The sequence below is a fragment of the Mycobacterium seoulense genome, assembly GCF_010731595.1.
Lineage (GTDB): Bacteria > Actinomycetota > Actinomycetes > Mycobacteriales > Mycobacteriaceae > Mycobacterium > Mycobacterium seoulense.
In genome coordinates this window covers 1,310,889-1,335,834 of the sequence record NZ_AP022582.1, presented here as the reverse complement: position 1 = coordinate 1,335,834, position 24,946 = coordinate 1,310,889, and the positions used below count along the sequence as shown (strand labels likewise).

At 70.4% G+C, this 24,946-nt stretch carries 1 protein-coding gene (running past one end of the window); it reads right to left on the bottom strand.

Annotation, left to right across the window (positions count from 1 at the left end):
• Nucleotides 1-24,946 carry the 5' portion of a non-ribosomal peptide synthase/polyketide synthase gene (locus G6N37_RS06055; RefSeq protein ID WP_163677319.1) on the bottom strand. The gene continues 6,164 nt to the left of window position 1, outside the view, so the window shows 24,946 of its 31,110 coding nt (coding positions 1-24,946); its start codon is at nt 24,944-24,946; the stop codon falls past the left edge of the window.

Below are 24,946 nucleotides of genomic sequence, written 5' to 3'. Positions count from 1 at the left end.
CCAACGCGGCCGACTCCAACCCCCGCGGGTCCAGCATCGCCGCGGCGGACGGGGTCTGGCTTAGCACGCTGACCCGCTCGGCGATCAGCAGCGCGTGCAGGTCCTCCGGGGAGCGGACCGCCGCGTCGGGGACCACCACCAGGCGCCCCCCGCGCAGCAGCGCGCCGAAGATCTCCCACACCGACACGTCGAAGCCGTAGGAGTGCCACTGCGACCACACCCCGGCGTCCGGCAGGCCGGCGTCCACCGACGCCACCAGCTGGGTGACGTTGCGGTGGCTGACCGCCACGCCCTTGGGCGTCCCGGTCGTCCCCGAGGTGTAGATGAGGTAGGCGATGTCCTCCGCGCCGGGCGGCGGCAGGGCGGTGGCGGGCTGGGCCTCGACGGCGGGATCGTCCACGTCGATGACCGTGGTGTCGTGCTCGTCCAGCCGGTGCGCCAGCTCGGCGGTCGTGACCACCGCCACCGGCGCGGCGTCGGCGAGCATGAAACCGATGCGGGCCGCCGGGTGGGCGGGGTCGACGGGCAGGTAGGCCGCCCCGGTTTTGAGCACCGCGAGGATCGCCACGATCGCCTCGGCCGACCGCGAAAACATCAGCGCCACAGCCTGGCCCGGGCCCGCGCCCGCGCTGATCAACAGGTGTGCCAACCGGTTTGACGCCTCGTCGAGCTCGCGATACGTCCACGACCGCTTGCCGCAGCCGAGCGCCGGCCCGTGCGGCGTGCGCGCCACCTGGGCGGCGAACGCCTCGGGAATCGACACCGGCGCGGCAACCGGCGCGGTCAGCGCCGCCCGGTTGCCGAGCTCGTCGAGGCGGGCACGCTCGGCCGCGTCGAGCAGGTCGACCGACGAGACGGGTCGGGTGGGATCGATGGTCATCGCCGCCAGCACCCGCTGCAGCCGCCCGACCAGTGTCTCGATGCTGCCGGCGTCGAACACGTCGGTGCGGAACTCCACCCGCCCGCCGATGCCGGCGGGCTCGTTCGCCTCGGTCCAGCGCTCGGCCAGCGAGAACGTCAGGTCCATGCGGGCGACCTGGATGTCCAGCGGCATCGAGGTGACCTGAACGTCGCCCAGGGCCAGTCCGGTCGCGGCGTCGCTGTCCTGCCCCCCGAAGTTCTGCCAGGCCAGCATCACCTGGATCAGCGGGTGATGGGTCAGGCTGCGGGTCGGGTTGATCCGCTCGACCAGCACCTCGAACGGCACGTCCTGATGCTCGAAGGCCTCCAGGCTGCGCGCGCGCACCCGGTCCAGCAGCTCGGCGAAGGTGGGGTCGCCGGCCACGTCGACCCGCAGCACCAGGGTGTTGACGAAGAACCCGACCAAGTCGTCGAGCGCGGGGTCGCGGCGCCCGGCGATCGGGAACCCCACCGCCACATCGCTACTCGCGCCGACCTTGGACAACAGCACCGCCAGCGCGGCCTGCACCACCATGAAGCTGGTCGCGTTGTGCTCACGGGCGGCCGCGGCGACCTGCTGCTGCAGGTCGGCGGGCCAGTCGATCGCCACCGTGGCGCCGCGCTGGTCGGCGACCTGGGGGTAGGGCCGGTCGGTGGGCAGCTGCAACCGCTCCGGCATGCCGGCCAGGGCCTTCTCCCAGTAGGCCAGCTGGGCGGCGATGCGGCTGTCGCGGTCCTTCAGGTCGCCGAACTGGTCGCGCTGCCACAGCGTGTAATCGACGTACTGGACCGGCAATTCGGTCCACCCCGGGGGCTCCCCCGCGCAGCGGGCGGCATACGCGACACCGAGATCGGCGGCCAGCGGCCGCAGCGACCAGCCGTCGGCGGCGATGTGGTGCACCACGGCCACCAGCACGTGCTCGTCGTCGGCGACGCGGAAAAGCCAGGCGCGCAACGGAATATCGGTGGCCAGGTCGAAGGTGTCGCGGGCCGCGTCCTTGACGGCCTCCTCCAGTCGGCTCGCCGACCAGTCATGCGCGTCGACGACCCGCCAGCCGAAGTCGGCCCGCTCGGCGGGGATGACCACCTGCTGCGGTGTTCCGCCGGGCGCGGCGAACACGGTGCGCAGGGTTTCGTGGCGGGCCACCACGTCGGCCAGCGCCGCACCGAGCGCCTGCGCGTCGAGCCTGCCGCGCAGCCGCATGGCCGCCGCCATGTTGTAAACCGGTGACGGACCCTGCAATTGGTCGAGGAACCACAACCGGCTCTGGGCGAACGACAGCGGGATCGCAGCGGGCCGGGGGCCGGCCACCAGCGGCGCGAGGCCGCCCGCACCCTCGCCGATCCGGGGTGCCAGCTGGGCGATGGTGGGCGCCTCGAAGATGGCGCGCACCGACAGGTACTCGTCGAGGTCGGTGTTGACCGCGGCGATCAGGCGCATCGCTGAAATGCTGTCTCCGCCGAGTTCGAAGAACGACTGGTCGATGCCGACGCGTTTGAGGCCCAAGACTTGTGCGTAGATGCCGGCCAGGATCTCCTCGGTGGGATTGGTTGGGGCGCGGTACCCGGACGCGGTGTATTCGGGTGCGGGCAGGGCGCGGGTGTCGAGTTTGCCGTTGAGGGTCATCGGCAGTGACTCGAGTGCGACGATGGCGGCCGGGACCATGTAGCCGGGCAGCCGCTGAGCCAGCGCGGTGCGCACGCCGTCGGGGTCGGCGGTGCCCGTGAGGTAGCCGACCAGGCGCTTGTCGCCGGGGCGGTCTTCCCGCACGATGACCACCGCGTCCTCGACGCCGTCCAGGGCGGCCAGCGCCGAGCGGACTTCGCCGACCTCGATGCGGTAGCCGCGGATCTTGACCTGCTCGTCGGCGCGCCCCACATACCGCAGCTGCCCATCAGCACCCCAGCACACCAGATCGCCCGTCCGATACATCCGCTCACCGGGCCCGCCGAACGGGCACGCCACGAACCGCGACGCGGTCAACCCCGCCCGGCGCACATACCCCAGCCCCACCCCGCGACCGGCCACATACAACTCACCGACCACCCCGACCGGCACCGGCCGCAACCACCCGTCCAGCACGAACAACCCCGCCCCGGGCACCGCCGACCCGATCGGCGGTGCCCCCGATTTGGCGGCCAACGGGGTGCTCATCGAGGCAAAGATCGCGCTCTCGGTCGGCCCGTAGACGTTCATCATCGCCCGCCCCGGCGCCCACCGGTCCACCAGCTCCGCCGGCACCGGCTCGGCCCCGATCACCAGCGCCGTGGAATCCAGACCCTGCGGTGAGAGCATCCGCACCGCCGCCGGGGTCTGACTCAACACCGTGACCCGCTCGGCGACCAGCAAAGCGTGGAAATCCTTGGGCGAGCGGGCCACCGCCTCGGGCACCACCACCAACCGCCCCCCATGCAACAACGCACCCCAGATCTCCCACACCGAGAAATCAAAGGCATACGAATGGAACTGGGTCCACACCTGATCCGGCGCCAACGCCACCCCCACCGCCGGCGCGTCGAACAACCGCGTCACATTCGCGTGACTGACCGCCACCCCCTTGGGCACCCCCGTGGTCCCCGACGTGTAGATGATGTGCGCGACATCCTCCGGATCGGGCCCCCGCAACGCCGTCGTTGGCTGCGCCTGCAGGGCCGGGCTGTGCACGTCGACGACCGGCAGCACGCGAGCCGCCAGCTTCTCGGCCAGCTCCGCGGTGGTCACCGCCGCCGCCGGCGCGGTATCGGCGAGCATGAACTCGATGCGCGCCGCCGGCAACCCCGGGTCGATCGGCAGATACGCCGCCCCCGACTTGAGCACACCCAGGATCGCCACGATCGCCTCGGCCGAACGCTCCAACAGCACCGCCACCGACTCCCCCGGGCCCGCGCCGCGGCCAATCAACGCGTGCGCCAACCGGTTCGACGCCTCATCGAGCTCCCGATACGTCATCGACCGACCCTCGAAACGGACCGCCGTCACCATCGGGGTACGGGCCACCTGCGCGGCGAACAACGCCGGAATCGACACCGGCACCCACGGCCGGCTCAGCACCGCCCGGTTGCCGATCTCGTCGAGCCTGCGGTGCTCGGCGGCGTCCAGCGCGTCCGTCGCCGACAACCGCCGCCCGGGTTCGGTGGTCATGGCCACCAACGCCCGGCGCAGCCGCTCGATCAGCGTCCCGACCGCGTCGGGGTCGAAAACGTCGGTGTCGTATGCGACCTGCAGGCGCAGCTGTTCGCCGGGCTGGGCCTGAATCGTCAGCGGGTAGTGGGTGGACTCCCGGCTGGTGATGCCGGTGATGGACAACTCCTGATCACCCGATAACGCGGTGGCGTCGATCGGATAGTTCTCGTAGGCGAACAGGGTGTCGAACAGCTGCTCGTGACCGGTGATGCGGTGAATGTCGTTGAGCGCCAGGTGTTGGTGATCGAAGGTGTCGTTGGTGGCGCCCTGCAGTTGCTCGATCAGCTCGGCGGCGTTGGTCGTCGGGGTGATGTTCGCCCGCACCGGCACGGTGTTGATCATGAGGCCGACCATCGATTCCGCACCCGGGAGTTCGGCCGGCCTGCCCGAGACCGTGGTGCCGAAGGCGACGTCGTGCTGCCCGGTCAACCAGCACAGCAGTTGCGCGTAGGCGGCCTGCAGCACGGTGTTGACGGTGGTGTGGCAGGAGCGGGCCAGTTCGCCGACGGCCCGGCTGAGATCGGCCGGCAGGCTGTGCGTTTGGAGGCCCTGCGTGCCCGGCTGCAACCGGTCTTGGCGGCCGACGAGCGTCGGCGCGTCGAAGCCCGCGAATTCCTCCGCCCAGGCGGCGCGGGCGGCGTCGCGGTCCCTGGCGGTCAGCCAGGTGACGAAGTCGCGGTAGGGCGCCGCGGCGGGCAGCCGCTGGCCGTAGTAGCCGGCGAAGATGTCGCCCAACAGGATTGGCATCGACCAGCCGTCGAGCACGATGTGGTGGTTGGTCAGCACGAGCCGGTGCCGGTCAACGGCGGTGCGGATCAGGGCCACCCGGAAGGGCGGCTGGCTGTCGAGGTCGCAGACGGCGGCGCGTTCGGTGGCGCAGAGCCGTTCGACGCGCTCGTCGACGTCAACCTCGGCGCCCAGCTCCAGGTACTGCCAGGCCGGCGCGGGGTCGGCCACGATCACCTGCACCGGCTCGTCGAACTGGTCGAAGAATCGGGCCACCAGGTTCGGATGCCGCCGGACCGCCGCGAGCACGGCGTCGCGCAGGCGGCCGGGGTGGAGCGGGCCGGTGATGGCGATGTCGAGCTGGCCGGCGTAGAGGTCGCTGGCATCCTGTCCGGCGCCCCGCACGGTGTTGGCGTGAAAGAGCAGCCCCTGCTGCACCGGGGTCAGCGGCAGCACGTCGGCGATGCGGCATTGCCGCTCCAGCCGGTCGATCTGTTGCTGGCTGAGGTGGGCGGGCGCGAGGTCCGACGGCGTCAATCCGCCGCCGCCGGATCGCACGTGGGCACAGATCCCGGCCAGCGCCTCGAACCACAACCGGCTCAGCCGGGTGACCTGCCCCTCGTCCAGCGCCGACGGCGCCCACGTCCAATGCGCCTGCAGGTGCGGTCCCGTCTCGATGTCGACGGTGGCCGCGTTGAGCTCCAGCGTGTGCATCAGCGGCATCGGGATGGCCGCGGCCGCGCCGGTGACCGAGCCCGGCACGGGCCGCCACATCTCCTCGGTGAGCTCGGCCCCACCCTGGCGACCCAGGTAGTTGAACCCGATCGGTGGGTCGGATCCCTCCAGGTCGGCATCGGTGTTCAGATAGCGCAGCAGCCCGTAGGTCAGTGAATCGGGCAGGGCGCGCAGCTGTTCCTTGGCGTCCTTGATCGCCGCCCCCACCGCGGGGTCGCCGGAAACGACTTGCGCCCAACGTAATTCACCCGTCGCCAATGACACCGGGTACTTGGCGGTGAACCACCCCACGGTGCGCGACAGGTCGACGTCGCGGCCCAGCTCCTCGTGGCGGCCGTGGCCTTCGACGTCGATGCCGATCGTCGGCGCCGCGCCGGCAATGCGTGGGCCCAGGAATTCGACCAGGGCCAGGGCGAACGAGATGAGCAGGATGTCCTGCACGCCGGCGTGGAACGCCGCGGGCACCTCGCCGAGCAGCGCGCCGGTGGTCTCGGCATCCAGCTCCACCGAGAGCTGCCCGGCGGCGGCGAAGGTGTCCACGTCGGGGCGCACCGCGGGCAGCGTCGCGGGCGTCGCCACCACGTGCCTCCAGGTTTCCAGCTGGTCCACCACGTCAGGGTCGTTGGCGCGCTCGGTCAGCTGCGCCGCCCACCGCGCGAACGACGTCCCCGCCGCCGGCAACGCCACCGGCTGGCCCAGTCGGTGCTGGGCCCAGGCGATGTTCAAATCTTCCAACAGGATTCGCCAGGACACGCCGTCGACGGCCAGGTGGTGGATGATCACCACCAGCTGGGCGGTGGAGCTGACCCACAGCGCGCTGAGCATCGCCCCGGCGGCCGGGTTCAGCCGGGACCGCGCCTCGACCAGCGCCGCGTCGGACAACTCGGCCACGGTGTGCAGACATTCGGCGGCGTCCACCGCACCCGGCTCCGGCACCGCCAGCGACCATCCGTCGTCGACACGCAGCCGCAGCATGGCGTGCCGATCGAGCAGGGCCTGCAGCACCACCAGCACGTCGGCCTCGCCGGCCCCGGCGGGGGCCTGAACCAGCATCGCCTGGTTGAACTGGTCGACCGGGCCATCCACGCCCTGCAGCCAGCGGATGATCGGGGTGGGCGGCACGGGACCCACGCCCTCGTCAGCCACGTCGGCGCGGGCGTCGGCCACCTCGGCCACCCGCGCCAGCCGGGCGACGGTCTGCTCGACGAAGATGTCACGGGTCCGGCAGATCAGGCCGGCGGCCCGGGCCCGCGTCACCACCTGCATCGACGAGATGCTGTCGCCACCGAGGTCGAAGAACGAGTCGTCGACACCGACCCGGTCCAGCCCCAGCACCTGGGCGTAGATGCCGGCCAGGATTTCCTCGACGGCGGTGTCCGGGGCCCGGTAGCGGTCGGCGTCGGAGTATTCCGGTGCGGGCAGGGCGCGGATGTCGAGCTTGCCGTTGGGTGTCAGCGGCAACGCGTCGAGCACCACCACCGCGGCCGGGATCATGTACGCCGGCAACCGCTCGGCCAGCGCGGCGCGCACGCCGGCCGGGTCGGCCGTTCCGGTGAGGTAAGCGACCAACCGCGTACCGCCGGGCCGGTCCTCGCGGGCGACGACCACCGCCTGCTCCACGCCGTCGAGCCAGGCCAGCGCGGCGCGCACCTCGCCGAGCTCGATGCGGTACCCGCGGATCTTGACCTGCTCATCGGCGCGGCCCAGGTAGTCCAGCTGCCCGTCGGCGCGCCAGCGCACCAAGTCCCCGGTGCGGTACATGCGGTTTCCGGCCCCGCCGAACGGGCAGGCCACGAACCGCGACGCCGTCAGGGACGCCCGATGCCAATATCCGCACGCCACGCCGGCACCGGCGACGTAGAGCTCGCCGACCACGCCGACGGGCACCGGCCGTAACCGCCCGTCGAGCACGAACAACGCGCCACCGGGTACCGGCGAGCCGATGGGCACTATGTGTGATTCGGGGCCGGACTCGACCGAGGCCGGCTCCAGGGGCTCGCTGACCGCCGCGTACACCGTGGCCTCGGTCGGGCCGTAGGCGTTGATCATCGCCCGGCCCGCACCCCACTTGTCGACCAGTTCGGCCGGGCACGCCTCCCCGGCCACCACCAGGGCGACGGCGTCCAGCCCGTCGGGCGAGAGCATCGCGGCCGCGGACGGCGTCTGGCTCAACACGTCGACCTGCTCGGCCACCAGCAGCGCGTGGAAGTCTTCGGGTGACCGCGCCACCGACTCGGGCACCACGACCAGCCGGCCGCCGTGCAGCAACGCGCCGAAGATCTCGTGGACCGAGACGTCGAAGGCCAGCGAATGCCACTGAGACCACACGCCGGCGCGCGGTAGACCGGCGTCCATGCGCGCCAGCAGTTGGGTCGCGTTCTGGTGGGTGACCGCGACGCCCTTGGGGACACCGGTGGTGCCCGACGTGTAGATGAGGTAGGCGAGGTCCTCGGGTGCCGGCGCCTCCAGCGCCGTGCCGGGCCGGGTGGGGGGCTCGAGGTTGCCCACGTCGATGACCGGCACGTCGCGGCCGAGGAGCCGGTCGGCCAGGTCGGCGGTGGTGACGACGGCCATCGGGGCCGCGTCGGAGAGCACGAATCCGATTCGGGACTCGGGCAGCGCGGGGTCGATCGGCAGGTACGCCGCCCCGGCCTTGAGCACCGCGAGGATCGACACGATCGCCTCGGCCGAACGCGAAAACAGCAGCGCTACGGACTCTCCCGGGCCGGCCCCGCGGCCGGCCAACACGAACGCCAACCGGTTCGCGGCCTCGTCCAGCTCGCGGTAGGTCATGGACCGGCCACCGCACACCAGAGCCACGGCCTGGGGGGTGCGGGCCACCTGCGCGGCGAACAGCGCCGGAAGGGACGCCGGCGCCGCCATCGGCGCGGTCAGCACCGCCCGGTTCCCGATCTCGTCGAGTCGGGCGTGCTCGGCGTCGTCGAGCAGATCCAGCGACGACAGCGGCCGGGCAGGGTCGGCGGTCATGGCCGTCAGCACCCGCTGCAACCGTCCGACGAGCGCCCGGATGCTGTCCGGATCGAACACGTCGGTGCGGAACTCCACGGTCCCGCCGATGCCGGCGGGCTCCCCGGCGGGGTCCCAGCGCTCGGCCAGCGAGAAGGTCAGGTCCATCCGGGCGGTCTGGGTGTCCACCGGCATCGGCGTGATCTCGACGCCGCCCAGGGACAGCCCGGCGGCCGGGCCGCCGCCGTCCTGCCCGGCGAAGTTCTGCCAGGCCAGCATGACCTGAACCAGCGGGTGGTGGGTCAGGCTTCGGGCCGGGTTGAGCCGTTCGACCAGCACCTCGAACGGCACGTCTTGGTGTTCGTAGGCGGCCAGGCTGCGCTGGCGCACCTGGGACAGCAGGCCGGTGAACGTGGGATCACCGGCCACCTCGACCCGGAGCACCAGGGTGTTGACGAAGAACCCGACGAGGTCGTCGAGGGCGGGGTCGCGCCGCCCGGCGATCGGGAAGCCCACCGCCACATCGGAACTCGCGCTGAGGTTGGACAGCAGCACCGCCAGGGCGGTCTGGACCACCATGAAGCTGGTCGCGTTGTGCTTGCGGGCCAGCGCGCCGACTTGCCGCTGAAGCGCGGTCGGCCAGTCGATTTCGACGGTGGCGCCGCGCTGATCGGCCACCAGCGGGTAGGGCCGATCGGTGGGCAGCTGCAGCCGGTCGGGCATGCCGGCCAGGGCCTCTTCCCAGTAGGCCAGCTGGGCGGCGATGGGGCTCTCGCGGTCGTCGAGGTCGCCGAACTGCGCACGCTGCCACAGCGTGTAGTCGACGTACTGCACCGGCAGCGGCGCCCAGGCGGGCGGGTGCCCGGCGCACCGGCTGGCATACGCCACGCTCAGGTCGCGCACCAGCGGGGTGATCGACATCCCGTCGGCGGCGATGTGGTGGACCACGGCCACCAGCACATGCTCGTCGTCGTCGATGCGGAAAAGCTCTGCGCGCAAGGGGATTTCGGTGGCCAGGTCGAAGGTGTAGCGCGCCGTATCCCCGATGGCCTCGCCGAGCTGGCCGGCCGACCAGCCGCTGGCGTCGACGATCTCCCAGCCGAAATCGGCCTGTTCGACGGGGGTCACCAGTTGCTGGGGGGTGCCCTCGGGCGCGGCGATCAGGGTGCGCAGGCTCTCGTGCCGGGCCACCACGTCGGTCAGCGCGGCGCCGAGCGCGGCGGCCTCGAGCGGCCCGGTGAGCCGCAGGGCGGCCGCCATGTTGTAAACCGGTGACGGGCCCTGCAATTGGTCGAGGAACCACAGCCGGTTCTGCGCGAACGACAACGGAACGACCGCGGGCCGCTCGGCCGCGACCAGCGGCTCCAGCCCGCCCGTGCCCTCACCGATCCGCAGCGCCAGCTGGGCGACGGTGGGGGCCTCGAACACGACGCGCACGGGAAGGCCGACGCCCAGGGTGCTGTTGATGGCGGAGATCAAGCCCATCGCCGAAATGCTGTCGCCGCCGAGTTCGAAGAAGGAGTCGTGGGTGCTGACGCGGTCGATGGCCAGGACGTCGGCGTAGATGGTGGCCAGGATTTCTTCGGTGGGGTTGTGCGGGGGGTGGTAGTCCCCGGTGCTGTATTCGGGGGTGGGCAGCGCGCGGGTGTCCAGCTTGCCGTTGGCGGTCAGCGGCAGGTTCTTTAGCCCGACGATCGCCGCGGGCACCATGAACCCCGGCAACCGCTGGGCCAGCTGGGCGCGCAGTTGGGCGGGATCGGCGGTCCCGGTGACGTAGCCGACCAGACGCTTGTCGCCGGGGCGGTCCTCACGGGCGATCACCACCGCCTGCCCCACACCCTCGAGGGCGCTCAACGCGGCCTGGATCTCACCCAACTCGATGCGATACCCGCGGATCTTGACCTGCTCATCAGCGCGACCCAGATAGCGCAGCTGCCCATCAGCACCCCAGCACGCCAGGTCCCCGGTCCGATACATCCGCTCACCGGCCGCACCGAACGGGCACGCCACAAACCGCGCCCCGGTCAACCCCGCCCGCCCCACATAGCCGGTAGCCACCCCGGCCCCGGCCACATACAACTCCCCGACCACCCCGACCGGCACCGGCCGCAACCAGCCATCAAGCACGAACACCCCGGCCTGCGGCACCGGCGACCCAATCGGCGCCACCCCCGATTCCGGTGTCAGCGGGGCGCTGATCGCCACACACATCGTCGTCTCGGTCGGACCATAAGCGTTGACCATCACCCGACCCGGCGCCCACCGATGCACCACCTCCGGCGGGCAGGCCTCCCCAGCCATCACCAACGCCACCCCATCCAGGCCCGCCGGATCCAGCATCGCCACCGCCGAGGGCGTCTGCGTCAACACCGTCACACCCTGAGCGACCAGCACCGCGTGCAACTCCTCAGGCGCCCGCGCGGTGTCCTCATCAACGATCACCACCCGCCCACCACGCAACAACGGCGCGAAAATCTCCCACACCGACACATCGAACGCCAGCGAGTGCGCATGCGACCACACCCCCGGCACCGGCAACCCCGCATCCAGCGACCCGATCAACTGCGTCACGTTACGATGCGTCACCGCAACACCTTTGGGCACACCCGTAGTCCCCGAGGTATAAATCACATACGCCACACCCTCGGCGTCCGGCTCGGGCAACGCCACCTCAGGTTCGGCGTCGATTCGGGAATCATCCACATCGACGACCGCCACCCCATGACCGGCCAGCCGCCCGGCGAACTCCGCGGTGGTGACCGCGGCCACCGGTGCGGCATCGGCGAGCATGAACCCGACCCGCGAATCCGGCGACACCGGATCAATCGGCACATACCCCGCCCCGGTCTTGAGCACCGCCAACATCGCCACAACAGCCTCGACCGACCGCGACAACACCAGCGCCACAATCCGTCCCGGACCCGCACCCTCAGCCACCAACCGATGCGCCAACCGATTCGACGCCGCATCCAACTCCCCATACGACACCGACACACCACCACACGACACCGCCACCGCCCCCGGCGCACACACCACCCGCCCGGCAAACAACGACGGCACCGACCCCCACACCGACCCCGGACCCCTCAAAACCCCCTGATTACCAAACGTCGCCAACCGGCTGCGCTCATCGTCGGCGAGCACCTCCACCGACGACAACACCTGACCGGGGTCGGCGGTCATGGCGGCCAGCACCCGCCGCAGGCGTTCGATCAGCGTCTCGATGCTCTCGGCATCGAACACGTCGGTGCGGAATTCCACACGGCCGCCGATGCCGGCGGCCTCACCGGTCTCGTTCCAGCGTTCGGCCAGGGAGAACACTAGATCCATGCGGGCAGAATGGGTGTCGACGGGCACGGAGGTGACCTCGAGGTCGCCCAGCGTCAGACCGGCGGCCGGATCGTCGTGCCCGGCGAAGTTCTGCCAGGCCAGCATCACCTGCACCAGCGGGTGGTGGGTCAGGCTTCGGGCCGGGTTGAGCCGCTCGACCAGCAGCTCGAACGGCACGTCCTGGTTTTCGAAGGCCTCCAGGCTGCGCGCCTGGACGCGCGCCAGCAGTTCGGTGACGCTGGGGTCGCCGGCCAGGTCGACCCGCAGCACCAACGTATTGACGAAGAAGCCGACGAGCTGGTCGAGCGCGCGGTCGCGCCGCCCGGCGATCGGGAAGCCCACCGCCACATCGGAACTCGCGCTGATCTTCGACAGCAGGACGGCCAGCGCGGCCTGCACCACCATGAACGTGGTGGCGTTGTGTTGCCGGGCCACCCGGCGGATCTGCTGCTGCAGTTCCGCCGGCCAGTCCACGACCACGCTCGAGCCGCGCTGGTCGGCGACCGGCGGGTAGGGCCGGTCGGTGGGCAGTTGCAACCGCTCGGGCATGCCGGCCAGGGCGTCGAGCCAGTAGGACAGCTGGGCCGCGATGGGGCTGGCGCTGTCGTCCAGTTCACCGAATTGCGCGCGCTGCCACAGCGTGTAGTCGACGTACTGCACGGGCAGGTCGGGCCAGCCCGGCGCCTGCCCCGCGGACCGGCCGGCGTACGCCACACCCAGGTCGGCGGCCAGCGGCGTGAGCGACAACCCGTCCGAGGCGATGTGGTGCACCACGATCACCAACAGGTGTTCGAGCTCGCCGAGGGCGAACAGCCGTGCGCGCAGCGGTGTTTCGGCAGCGAGGTCGAAGGTGTGGCTGGTCGTCGCTCCGATGGCCTCGTCGAGCTCGCCGTCCGCCCATCCCGTGCAATCGACGACGTCCCAGCCGAAATCGACCTCCTCGGCGGGAACCACCACCTGCTCGGGCGTTCCGCCGCGGGCGGGGAATCGGGTGCGCAAGCTTTCGTGACGGCGCACCACATCGGCCAGGGCCGCACGCAGCGCGCCTGCGTCGAGGCGCCCGCTCAGCCGCAACGCGGCCGCCATGTTGTAGATGGGTGACGGGCCCTGCAGCTGCTGGATGAACCACAACCGGCTCTGGGCGAACGACAAGGGGATCACCGGCGGCCGGTCGCCGGCCACCAGCGGGGCCAGCCGGCCCGCGCCTTCGTCGATGCGGGGCGCCAACTGCGCGACCGTGGGCGCCTCGAACACGACGCGCACCGGGAGGTCGGTGTCCAGCGAGGAGTTGATCGCCGAGATCAGCCGCATCGTGGAGAGCGAGTCGCCGCCGAGGTCGAAGAACGAGTCGTCGACCCCGACGCGTTCGGTGCCGAGCACCTCGGCGTAGATGCCGGCCAGGATCTCCTCGGTCGCGGTGGTCGGGGCGCGGTAGTTGTCGACGTCCCGGTAGTCGGGTGCGGGCAGGGCCCGAGTGTCGAGCTTGCCGTTGACCGTCATGGGCAGCGCCGGCAGCACGACGACCGCCGCCGGGACCATGTAGGCGGGGAGCCGCTCGGCCAGCGCGGCACGGGCCTTGCCCGCGTCGGCCGCGCCGGTGACGTAACCCACCAGGCGCTTGTCGCCGGGCCGGTCCTCGCGGGCGACGACCACCGCCTGCTCCACGCCGTCCAAACTGCCCAGCGCCGACTGGATTTCGCCGAGCTCGATGCGGTAGCCGCGGATCTTGACCTGCTCGTCGGCACGGCCCAGGTAGCGCAGCTGCCCGTCGGGGCCCCAGCACACCAGGTCACCGGTGCGGTACATGCGGGTTCCGGGGGCGCCGAACGGGCAGGCCATGAAGCGCGACGCGGTCAGCGCGGACCGCCGCCAGTACCCGACGCCGACGCCGTCGCCGGTCAGGTACAGCTCGCCGACCACGCGGGCCGGGACGGGCCGCAGCCATTCGTCGAGCACGAAGAACGCCGCCCGGGTGACCGGGGAGCCGATCGGGGGGAAGCCCGATCCCGCTTGCAGCGGCGCGCTCTTGGATGCCCACATCGTGGTTTCGGTTGGGCCGTAGACGTTGACCATCACCCGTCCGGGTGCCCAGCGGTCGACCAGCTCGGGCGGGCAGGGCTCGGCGCCGATCACCAGCGCGGTCGCATCCAAGCCGTCCGTGGGAAGCATCCCCACGGCCGACGGGGTTTGGGTGAGCACGGTGACGCGCTCGGCGACCAGCAGGGCGTGGAATTCCTCCGGTGAGCGGGCCACCGATTCGGGCACCACCACCAGTCGCCCGCCGTGCAGCAGCGCGCCCCAGATCTCCCACACCGAGAAGTCGAAGGCGTAGGAGTGGAACTGGGTCCACACCTGTCCCGGCTTGAGCTCGATGCCGATCTGCAGCGAGTCGAAGAGCTGCGCGACGTTGTAGTGGGTTACCGCAACGCCTTTCGGCACCCCGGTGGTGCCGGAGGTGTAGATGATGTGGGCGAGGTCGTCGGGCGCGGGCGCGGGCGGCGCCGTGCTGGGCTGGGCGTTTACGGCGGGGTCGCTGACGTCGACGACCGCCAGGTCGAACCCGCTCAACCGGTCGGTCAACGCGGTGGTGGTGACCGCGGCGATCGGCGCGGCGTCGGTGAGCATGAACTCCATCCGGGCCGCCGGCAGTGCGGGGTCGATCGGCAGGTAGGCGGCCCCGGATTTGAGCGCGGCCAGGATCGCCACGATCGCCTCTGCCGAACGCGAGAACAGCAGCGCCACACGCTCACCCGGCCGTGCCCCGTGGTGGATCAGCAGGTGCGCCAGCCGGTTGGCGGCCTCGTCCAGCTCCCGATAGGTCATGGACTTGCCGTCGCACACCAGCGCGACGGCCTCGGGGGTGCGCGCCGCCTGCGCCGCGAACAACGCCGGAACCGACGCCGGCGTCGCGGGCCGGGCCAGCACTCCCCTGTTGCCCCACCTCTGCAGCTGCGCGTGCTCGCCGGCACCGAGCAGGTCCACCGACGACAACCGTCGCTCCGGTTCCGCGGCGACCGACGTCAACAGCCGCTGCCACCGCTCGATTAATCGCTCGACCGTGTTGGCGTCGAACACGTCGGTGCGGTATTCCGCCGTCACGACAATGCCGGCGCGCGCACCGGATTCGGTGAAGCGTTCGGCCAGAGAGAACGTCAAATCCATCCGGGCGGTGTCGGTGTGCACCGGCATCGGCATGACCTGTAGATCACCCAGCTCCAACCCGCCCGCCGGGGCGGCGACCTCCCCGGGGAAGTTCTCCCAGCCCACCAACACCTGAATCAGCGGATGATGGGTCAGGCTCCGCGCGGGGTTCAGCCGTTCCACCAACAGTTCGAAGGGCACGTCCTGGTGTTCGAAGGCGGCCAGGCTGCGCCGTCGCACCTGCGCCAGCAGCTCGGCGAACGTGGGGTCCCCGGCCACGTCGACCCGCAGCACCAGGGTGTTGACGAAGAAGCCGATCAGTTCGTCCAGCGCCGGCTCGGATCGCCCGGCGATCGGGAAGCCCACTGCCACATCGTCGCTCGCGCTGATCCTGGCGAGCAGCGCGGCGAACGCGGCCTGGATCACCATGAAGCTGGTCGCGTTGTGCTCGCGTGCCACGCGGCGAATTTGCTGCTGTAACTCCGCCGGCCAGTCCAGCGCCAGACGGGCGCCGCGGTGGTCGGCGACCTGGGGGTAGGGCCGATCCGTGGGCAGCTGCAGGCGTTCGGGAAGTCCGGCCAAAGCGTCGGCCCAGAAGTTCAGCTGCGCCGAGATGCGGCTGTCGGCATCGTCCACGTCGCCGAGATGCGCGCGCTGCCACAGCGTGTAGTCGACGTACTGCACCGCCAGCGGCTCCCAGTCGGGGGCCCGCCCGGCGCACCGGCTGGCATATGCCACCCCAAGGTCACGCGCGAACGGAGTGATCGACCAGCCGTCGGCGGCGATGTGGTGCACCGCGACGACCAGAATGTGTGTGTCGTTGCCGATGGCGAAAAGCTCTGTGTGCAGCGGGCTTTCGCTTGCCAGATCGAACGTGTAGCGGGCCGCCGCGGCCATGCGCTCACGCAGCCGGTCGTCCGGCCACCCGCGGGCGTCCACGACTTCGCAGGCGAAGCCTCTCCGCTCGGCGGGAATCACCACCTGCTGCGGGATCCCGTCGGCGGCCGCAAACACCGTGCGCAGGCTTTCGTGGCGGGCCACGACGTCGGCCAGCGCCGCGCCCAGCGCGTCGGCGTTCAGGTGCCCGCGCAGCCGCAACGCGATGGTGACGTTGTAAATCGGTGAGGGGCCCTGGAACTGGTCGATGAACCACAGCCGGGTCTGGGCGAACGACAGCGGGATCACCGCCGGGCGGTCGCGCGCCACCAGGGGCTCGGGCCGGTTGGCTTCGTCACCGATGAGAAGCACCAACTCGGCGACGGTGGGCGCCTCGAAGACGGACCGCACCCCGAGGTTCGCGTTCATGCTGGCGTTGACCGCGGCGATCAGGCGCATCGCCGACAGCGAGTCCCCGCCCAGGTCGAAGAACGAGTCGTCGACGCCGACCCGCTCCAGCCCCAGCACCTGTCCGTAGATGCCGACGAGGATCTCTTCGGCGGGAGTGGACGGGGCGCGGTAACGATCCACGTCCTGGTACTCCGGTTCGGGCAGGGCCCTGCGATCGAGCTTGCCCGAGGAGGTCATCGGGAATTCCTCGAGCGCCACGATGTGTGTCGGCACCATGTATTCGGGCAACCACGCGTTCAGCTGCTCGCGCACCTCGCCGATCTTGGTGTTGGTGCGGGGATCATTGGCGTGGCTGGTGCGCTGCCGGGTTCCGCCCGGCGGCAGGTAGAGATCGGTCAGGGCCGCGGCGGGCTGGTCGTCGGCGTCGACGAAAACCGCACTGAGAGTGCCGGGTTGGGTACCCCAGGTAACACCGACGCGATAGTCGGTGGAGTCGCCGAGGCGATGCAGTTCTTCGGCGACGGCGACGGGGACGTCGGGACCGGCCTGGGCGAGCGCGTCCTCGACGGATAGGCCCGCGGCGAGCGCGGTTTGGACGCGGACGTCGGCAACCACCCCGGCCTGGGGGATGTCGGTGACGCGGACGACGGCAGGGCGCAGCGACGTCAAGTCGTCGCGCAGTGCATCCAGGCCCGCGCGCTCGGCCCACGACCAGGTGGGTGCGGTGGCCACCGACCGCACCTGCGCGGGTGCCTTGTGGATGACGACGTCGTAGCGGTACCGGTTCAGCTCGTTGTCGGCCACGCCGCGTTTGACTTGGATGTCCAGTCCGCCCCCCGATGCGCGGTTGCCGGCCCAGGTGGTGAAAAAGTCCGGGGCCAAAAGCAATTCGGTTTCACCGAGCATGGCGTGGCGAACCCACTTGCGGATCTCGTCGGCGTCGGCGGCTTCGGCGCTGCGGGACAGGGCTATCCCGGTCTGGAACGCGCCCTGCAGTGCGTGGTTACGGACGTCGCCGATGAAGAGCGCCCCACCGGGGGCCAGCAGCCCCATCGCGTGGTCGATGACCTCGGCCAGATATCCCGCGTTGGGGAAATACTGGACGACCGAGTTGACGATGATGGTGTCGAAATGGCCTTGCGGCAACGGGCCCGTGACGTGGGCGGGCTGGGTGAGCAACTCGACTCGGTCCCGCCAGCCGAATTGCATCTGCTCCAGGGAGCGGGCCAGGTTGTCGATCGCCACCGGCGAGAAGTCGGTGGCCACATACTGATCGCACTCCGGGGCGATCTGCGACAGCAGCAATCCCGACCCCGCGCCGATCTCGAGCACGCGCCGCGGCCGCAGCGCCATGATGCGATCCACCGTGGCGGCACGCCATTCGATCATCTCCTCGAGCGGGATCGGCTCGCCGGTGTAACTGCTGTTCCAGCCGCGGAAGTCCATGCCGAAACGGGATCCGAGATCGGCGCCGTACAGGTCGTCGTAAAGGTGTTGCCACTCTTCGACGTCTTCCACGTCGTGGTCGGCGTTGGTGTTGTGGTCCAGGGTGACGTAGGCGACCAGATGGGAGCCGGCGGCGCCGTCGTGCACGGTGACGGCGGCCTGGGTGACGTGCGGGCAGGCCAGCAGCGTGTTCTCGACCTCACCCAATTCGATGCGCTGTCCGCGCAGTTTGATCTGGTTGTCGGCGCGACCCACGAAATCCAGGGAGCCGTCGCGGGTCCAGCGCACCAGGTCGCCGGTCCGGTACATGCGCGACCCGGCGCCGCCAAATGGGTTGGCTACGAACCGTTCCGCCGTCAGGTCCACGCGCCCCATGTAGCCGTGCCCCAGCGCGGGCCCGCTCACATACAGCTCACCCACCACGCCGATCGGCGCCGGGTTCAGCCAGGCGTCGAGCACCATGGCGCACACACCCGGGATCGGGGTGCCGATGCGAACCGGCCCCTCGGCCGACAGGGGTGCACTCATGGTGACCCAGATGGTGGTTTCGGTCGGGCCGTAGACGTTGAACATGCGCCGGCCGGGCGCCCAGGCGGCGACCAACTCCGCCGGGCAGGCCTCGCCGCCGACCAGCAATCTGTCGAACTCGGGCAGCCGGGAACGATCCAGCGACGACAGCACCGTCGGGGTCAGGAATGCCGCGTTGACGCGTTGGTTCGCCAGCAACGCGGTCAGCGGCTCCCCGGCGTACACCCCGGGAGGTGCCACCACCAGCGCCGCCCCGGACACCGCCGCCAACAGCATCTCGCCGACCGACGCGTCGAAGGTCGGTGCGGCCACCATCAGCACCCGCGTTGCCGCGTCCAACCCGCACGACTCACGTTGTGCGGCAGCCCATCCCAGCAGTCCCTCGTGACCCACCACCACACCTTTGGGGATGCCGGTCGACCCGGATGTGAAGATCACATAGGCGGCATCGTCGGACGTCAGTGGCGCCAACCGATCGGCGTCGGTGATCGCGTCCGGGCTGACCCCGGACAGGTCGAGCCCGTCAATGCGCAGCACCGGACGTGTCCCGGCCGCGGCGACTCGATTGGTGCCGCAAGCCAACACGCACACCGCACCCGCGGCTTGAAGCACCGTGGTGATCCGCTCGACGGGGTGGTCCAGATCCACCGGTGCGTGCGCGCCGCCCGCCTTGGCGACCGCCCACCACGCGACCACCAACTCGAGGCGGCGATCTATCGCCACGCCCACCGCGCGCCCGGGGCCCACGCCGGCGTCGATCAGCTTGCGCGCCAGGCGGTTCGACCAGTCGTCGAGTTGGCCGTACGACACATGCCGCTCGCCGTCGACCACGGCGACGGCATCGGGGTCGGCCGCCACCGCCGCGGCCAGCAATTCCGGCGCCACGCCCACCGGCGCGGACACCCCGGCGCCGGAAAACTCCGCCAGCACCAGGTCGCGCTCCCCGGGGTCGAGTAGCTCCACCGCCGACAGGCGCCGTCCGGGATGCGATGTCATCGCCACCAACACCCGCCGGAACCGCTCGACGAGCGCCTCGATGCCCGCTGTGTCGAACACGTCGGCGTCGAATTCGACGTGCAGGCCGAGTTCGCGGCCCGGGAGGGCCTCCATGGTCAGCGGGTAGTGGTTGTATTCGCGGTTGGTGAACTCCGCGATGGCCAGCCCGTCGGGACCCAGCTGCATGCCGTCGCCGATCGGGTAGTTCTCGTAGACGAACAGGGTGTCGAACAGCTGCTCGTGACCCGTGAGGCGATGAATGTCGTTGAGCGCCAGGTGCTGATGCTCGAGCGTGTCGTTGTTGGTGTCCTGCAGCCGGCGCAGCAGGTCGGCGGCGGTGGTGGTCACGGTGATGGTGGCCCGCACCGGCACGGTGTTGATCAGCAGCCCCACCATCGATTCCGCGCCGTCGACGTCGAGCTGGCCCATCCGGGACCGCGGGGTGCCGAAGACGACGTCATGCCGACCGGTCAGCGAGCTCAGCAGCAACGCCCAGGCGCCCTGCAGGACGGTGCTGACGGTGGTGTGGCAGGAGCGGGCCAGCTCGGTGAGGGCGCGTGTGGTCTCCTCGGCCACGCGGAACGATGCCGCTCCGCGTCGTCCCTGCCCCAACCGATTTGGGCCGACCAATGTGGGCGTTTCGAAGTCGGCGAGCACCTCGGCCCAGGCCGCGCGGGCGGCGTCGAGGTCGCGATCGGCCAGCCACGTGACGAAGCTGCGATAGGGCGCCGCGGCGGGCAGCCGTTCACCGTAGTAGCTGGTGAAGATTTCGCGCAGCAGGATCGGCAGCGACCACCCGTCGAGCACGATGTGGTGGTTGGTCAGCACCAACCGGTGCAGGTTCTCCCCGGTGCGGATCACCGCCACCCGGAAGGGCGGCCGGTCGGCCAGGTCGGCGACGCCGGCGCGTTCGGCGGCGCAGAGCTCCTCGATCTGCCGCTCGGTGTCGAGCTCGACGTACCGCCACTCCGCCACGGGATTGGCCGGGATGATCTGCACCGGCTCGTCGAACCGTTCGTAGAACCGGGCCGCCAGGTGCGGATGCCGGTTGATCACCGTCCGCACCGCATCGTGCAGGCGGTCGGGGTCCAGCGGGCCGGTGAGCGTGAAATCCAGTTGCACGGCGTACATGTCGTCGCCGTGCGCGGTGCTGGAGTGGAAGAGCAGGCCCTGCTGCAGCGGGGTCAGCGGCAGGATGTCGGCGAGGTCGTATCGCCGGTGCAGCTCGTCGATTTGGGGTTGGCTCAGCCGGGCGGGCGCGATGTCCGACGGCGTGAGGCCGCCACCCCCGGCCCGCACGTACGCGCAGATGCCGGATAGGGCGTCGAACCACAACTGGCTCAGCCGGCCGATCTGCGCTTCATCGAGCGCCGACGGCGCCCAGGTCCAATTGGCGTGCAGCCGCGGGCCGGCGTCGGTGTCGACGGTCCCGGCGTTGAGTTCGACGGTGTGCGCCAACGGCATCGGGATGGCCGCGGCGGCGGCGGTCAGGGCCAGGCTCTCCGGGTGCAGCCGCCACAGCTCATCGGACGGATCGCTCGCCGCGACCAGGCGGCCGAGGTAGTTGAAGCCGATCGCCGGGTCGGCGCCGTCCAGGTCCGCGTCGCCGTGGAGGTAGCGCAGCACGCCGTAGGTCAGCGGGTGCGGCACGGCGCGGAGCTGTTCCTTGGCGTCTTTGATCAGCGTTCCCAACACCGGCTCGCCGGCCAGCACCTGACTCCAGGACATCCCGCCGACGGTCAAAGAGACCGGGTATTTGGAGGTGAACCAGCCGACGGTACGCGACAGGTCCACGTCGGGAGCGAGTTCCTCGTGGCGGCCGTGCCCCTCGACGTCGATGGCTATCGGTGCGGCACTGGCAATGTCGGGGTCCAGGAACTCCGCCCACGCCAGCGCGAACGCGATCAGCAGAATGTCTTGCACGCCAGCGTGAAAGGCCGCCGGCGCCGCGCCGATCAGCGTCCGGGTGACGTCGACGTCCAGCGACACGGACAGCTGCCCGGCGGTGGCGTAGGTGTCGGCCTCGGGGCGCACCGCCGGCAGGGCCGGCGGGGTCTCCGCGATCCGCTTCCAGGCCCCGACCAGCTCGATGACCTCCGGCCGGCGCGCGTGCGCGTCGAGCAACGACGCCCACCGGGCGAACGACGTGCCGCCCGGCGGCAACGCCACCGGCTGGCCGCCGCGGTGCTGCGCCCACGCGATGTTCAAGTCCTCCAAGAGGATTCGCCAGGACACCCCGTCGACGGCCAGGTGGTGGACGATCAACGCGAGCTGACGGTTGGGGCCGGCCCACACCGCGCTCAGCATCCTTCCGGCGGCCGGATCCAGGCGCGACCGCGCCTCCGCCAGCACCTCGCCGGACAAGACGTCTGCCGACCGCAGGCACCCGGCCGCGTCCACGGACCCCGCCTCGGGTACCCAAAGGGACCCGTCGCCGTCGACGCGCAGCCGCAGCGTCGCATGCCGATCCAGCAAGGCCTGCAACACAATCGCCACGTCGGCATCGGTGACGCCTGCGGGCGCCTGCAGCAGCATCGTCTGGTTGAACTGGTCGACCGGGCCGTTCACGCCGTGCAGCCACCGCATGATCGGGGAGGCCAGCACCGCACCGAGACCCTCGTCGATCACGTCGGTTTCGCCGCCGGTCACGGCCGCCACGCGCGCCAGGCGGGCGACGGTCTGCTCGACGAAGACATCGCGGGGCCGGCACCTCAGGCCGGCGGCCCGTGCCCGCGACACCACCTGCAGGGCCGAAATGCTGTCGCCGCCGAGTTCGAAGAAGGAGTCGTGGGTGCTGACGCGGTCGATGGCCAGGACGTCGGCGTAGATGGTGGCCAGGATTTCTTCGGTGGGGTTGTGCGGGGGGTGGTAGTCCCCGGTGCTGTATTCGGGGGTGGGCAGCGCGTGGGTGTCCAGCTTGCCGTTGGCGGTCAGCGGCAGGTTCTTTAGCCCGACGATCGCCGCGGGCACCATGAACCCCGGCAACCGCTGGGCCAGCTGGGCGCGCAGCTGGGCGGGATCGGCGGTCCCGGTGATGTAGCCGACCAGACGCTTGTCGCCGGGGCGGTCCTCACGGGCGATCACCACCGCCTGCCCCACCCCGTCCAAACCGGCCAGGGCGGCCTGGATCTCACCCAACTCGATGCGATACCCGCGGATCTTGACCTGCTCATCAGCGCGACCCAGATAGCGCAGCTGCCCATCAGCACCCCAGCACGCCAGGTCCCCGGTCCGATACATGCGCTCACCGGCCGCACCGAACGGGCACGCCACAAACCGCGCCCCGGTCAACCCCGCCCGCCCCACATAACCGGTAGCCACCCCGGCCCCGGCCACATACAACTCCCCGACCACCCCGACCGGCACCGGCCGCAACCAGCCATCGAGCACGAACACCCCGGCCTGCGGCACCGGCGACCCAATCGGCGCCACCCCCGATTCCGGTGTCAGCGGGGCGCTGATCGCCACACACATCGTCGTCTCGGTCGGACCATAAGCGTTGACCATCACCCGACCCGGCGCCCACCGATGCACCACCTCCGGCGGGCAGGCCTCCCCAGCCATCACCAACGCCACCCCATCCAGGCCCGCCGGATCCAGCATCGCCACCGCCGAGGGCGTCTGCGTCAACACCGTCACACCCTGAGCGACCAGCACCGCGCGCAACTCCTCAGGCGCCCGCGCGGTGTCCTCATCAACGATCACCACCCGCCCACCACGCAACAACGGCGCGAAAATCTCCCACACCGACACATCGAACGCCAGCGAGTGCGCATGCGACCACACCCCCGGCACCGGCAACCCCGCATCCAGCGAACCGATCAACTGCGTCACGTTACGATGCGTCACCGCAACACCTTTGGGCACACCCGTAGTCCCCGAGGTATAAATCACATACGCCACACCCTCGGCGTCCGGCTCGGGCAACGCCACCTCGGGTTCGGCGTCGATTCGGGAATCATCGACATCGACGACCGCCACCCCATGACCGGCCAGCCGCCCGGCGAACTCCGCGGTGGTGACCGCGGCCACCGGTGCGGCATCGGCGAGCATGAACCCGACCCGCGAATCCGGCGACACCGGATCAATCGGCACATACCCCGCCCCGGTCTTAAGCACCGCCAACATCGCCACAACAGCCTCGACCGACCGCGACAACACCAGCGCCACAATCCGTCCCGGACCCGCACCCTCAGCCACCAACCGATGCGCCAACCGATTCGACGCCGCATCCAACTCCCCATACGACACCGACACACCACCACACGACACCGCCACCGCCCCCGGCGCACACACCACCCGCCCGGCAAACAACGCAGGCACCGACCCCCACACCGACCCCGGACCCCTCAAAACCCCCTGATTACCAAACGTCGCCAACCGCGACCGCTCAACCTCACCCACCACCTCCACCGACGACAACGCCCGCGAAGGATCAGCCACCAACGCCACCAACACCCGCTGCAAGCGCTCCGCCAAATCCGAGACATCGAAGTTCGCGAACGGTTGCCCGACACCGACGGTGCTCAGGAACTGCTGATCCCCGAAGCCGAGGAAGAACAGCCCGAAGTGGCCCACGGGGCCGAAGGTGGTGTAGGTCGCGGTCGCCGGGACGCCGGCCAGGCTGAGGGTGAGTCGAGCAGGGACGAAGTTGACGACGACGCGGTTGGACGTCTGCGGCGCGCCGCGGAAGCCGCCGTTGCCGCCGAGCATGTGCACGGGAAACCGCTGATGCTGCAACGCCTCCCGTGAACGGGTATCGACCTGCTGAAGGAAATCGGCGACCGCCAGGTGCGGCGGCGCGTTCAAGACCAGCGGCACGACCCCGGCGAGCATTCCGGGATGCGTCTTCGACTCCGGATCAAGCCGGCGGCTGACCGGGAAGTCGAGCACCACTTCGTCCGAATTCTCAGCGCGGAACCCGCGCACCAACAGCGCGCACGCAGCGGTGAGGACCGACGACCGGCGGATGCCCAGCGCTTTGGACAACTGTTTGATGAGGCCGACCACCGAAGAGTCCAATTGGACTGGCGCAGAGGGCGTGTAGGGATCGCGCTCACTGGCGGCCTGGGTCAACCGATAATCCGGTTCGCCCGCCGAAGGAAGGTGGTCGGCCCAATAGGCCTGATCCGCCACGTATTCCGGGGAAGCCGCGTACTCCGACTCGCTGTCGACAAGGTCGCGCAACGAGCCGAAGAACGCCGGCGAGATGGCCGCACCGGAGGCGAGGGCGGAATAGACGGCCGCGATCCGGCGGCCAAGCAGCGCGATGCCCAACCCGTCGATCGCGATGTGATGGCAGCAGGTGAACCAGTAGTACTCATCGGGCGCCGTTTGGAAGAGGTAGAAGTTGATCATCGGACCGGTGAGCGGCATCGGCGTCCGTTGGATGGCCGACGCCCGCTCCCGGACCTCGCGCTCGGGATCGGGCGAGTCGCTGAGGTCGTAGAAGGGCAGGTCGACATCCGGGTCTTCGATCACCTTCTGGAAGACTTGGCCGTCCACCTCGAAGAAGCACGCCCGGAGGCTTTCGGCCTCACCGACCACGTGACGGATCGCTTGCTCGAATAGTGCGCGGTCGACCGCGCCCTCGATCCGGACGAGCACACCGAGCTGCCACGCCACGTCGAAGTGACCCGTTTGCTGCGCGAGCCAAATATCCAGCTGCGCCCGCGTCAACGGCAAGCCGCGGTCACTGCGTTCCAC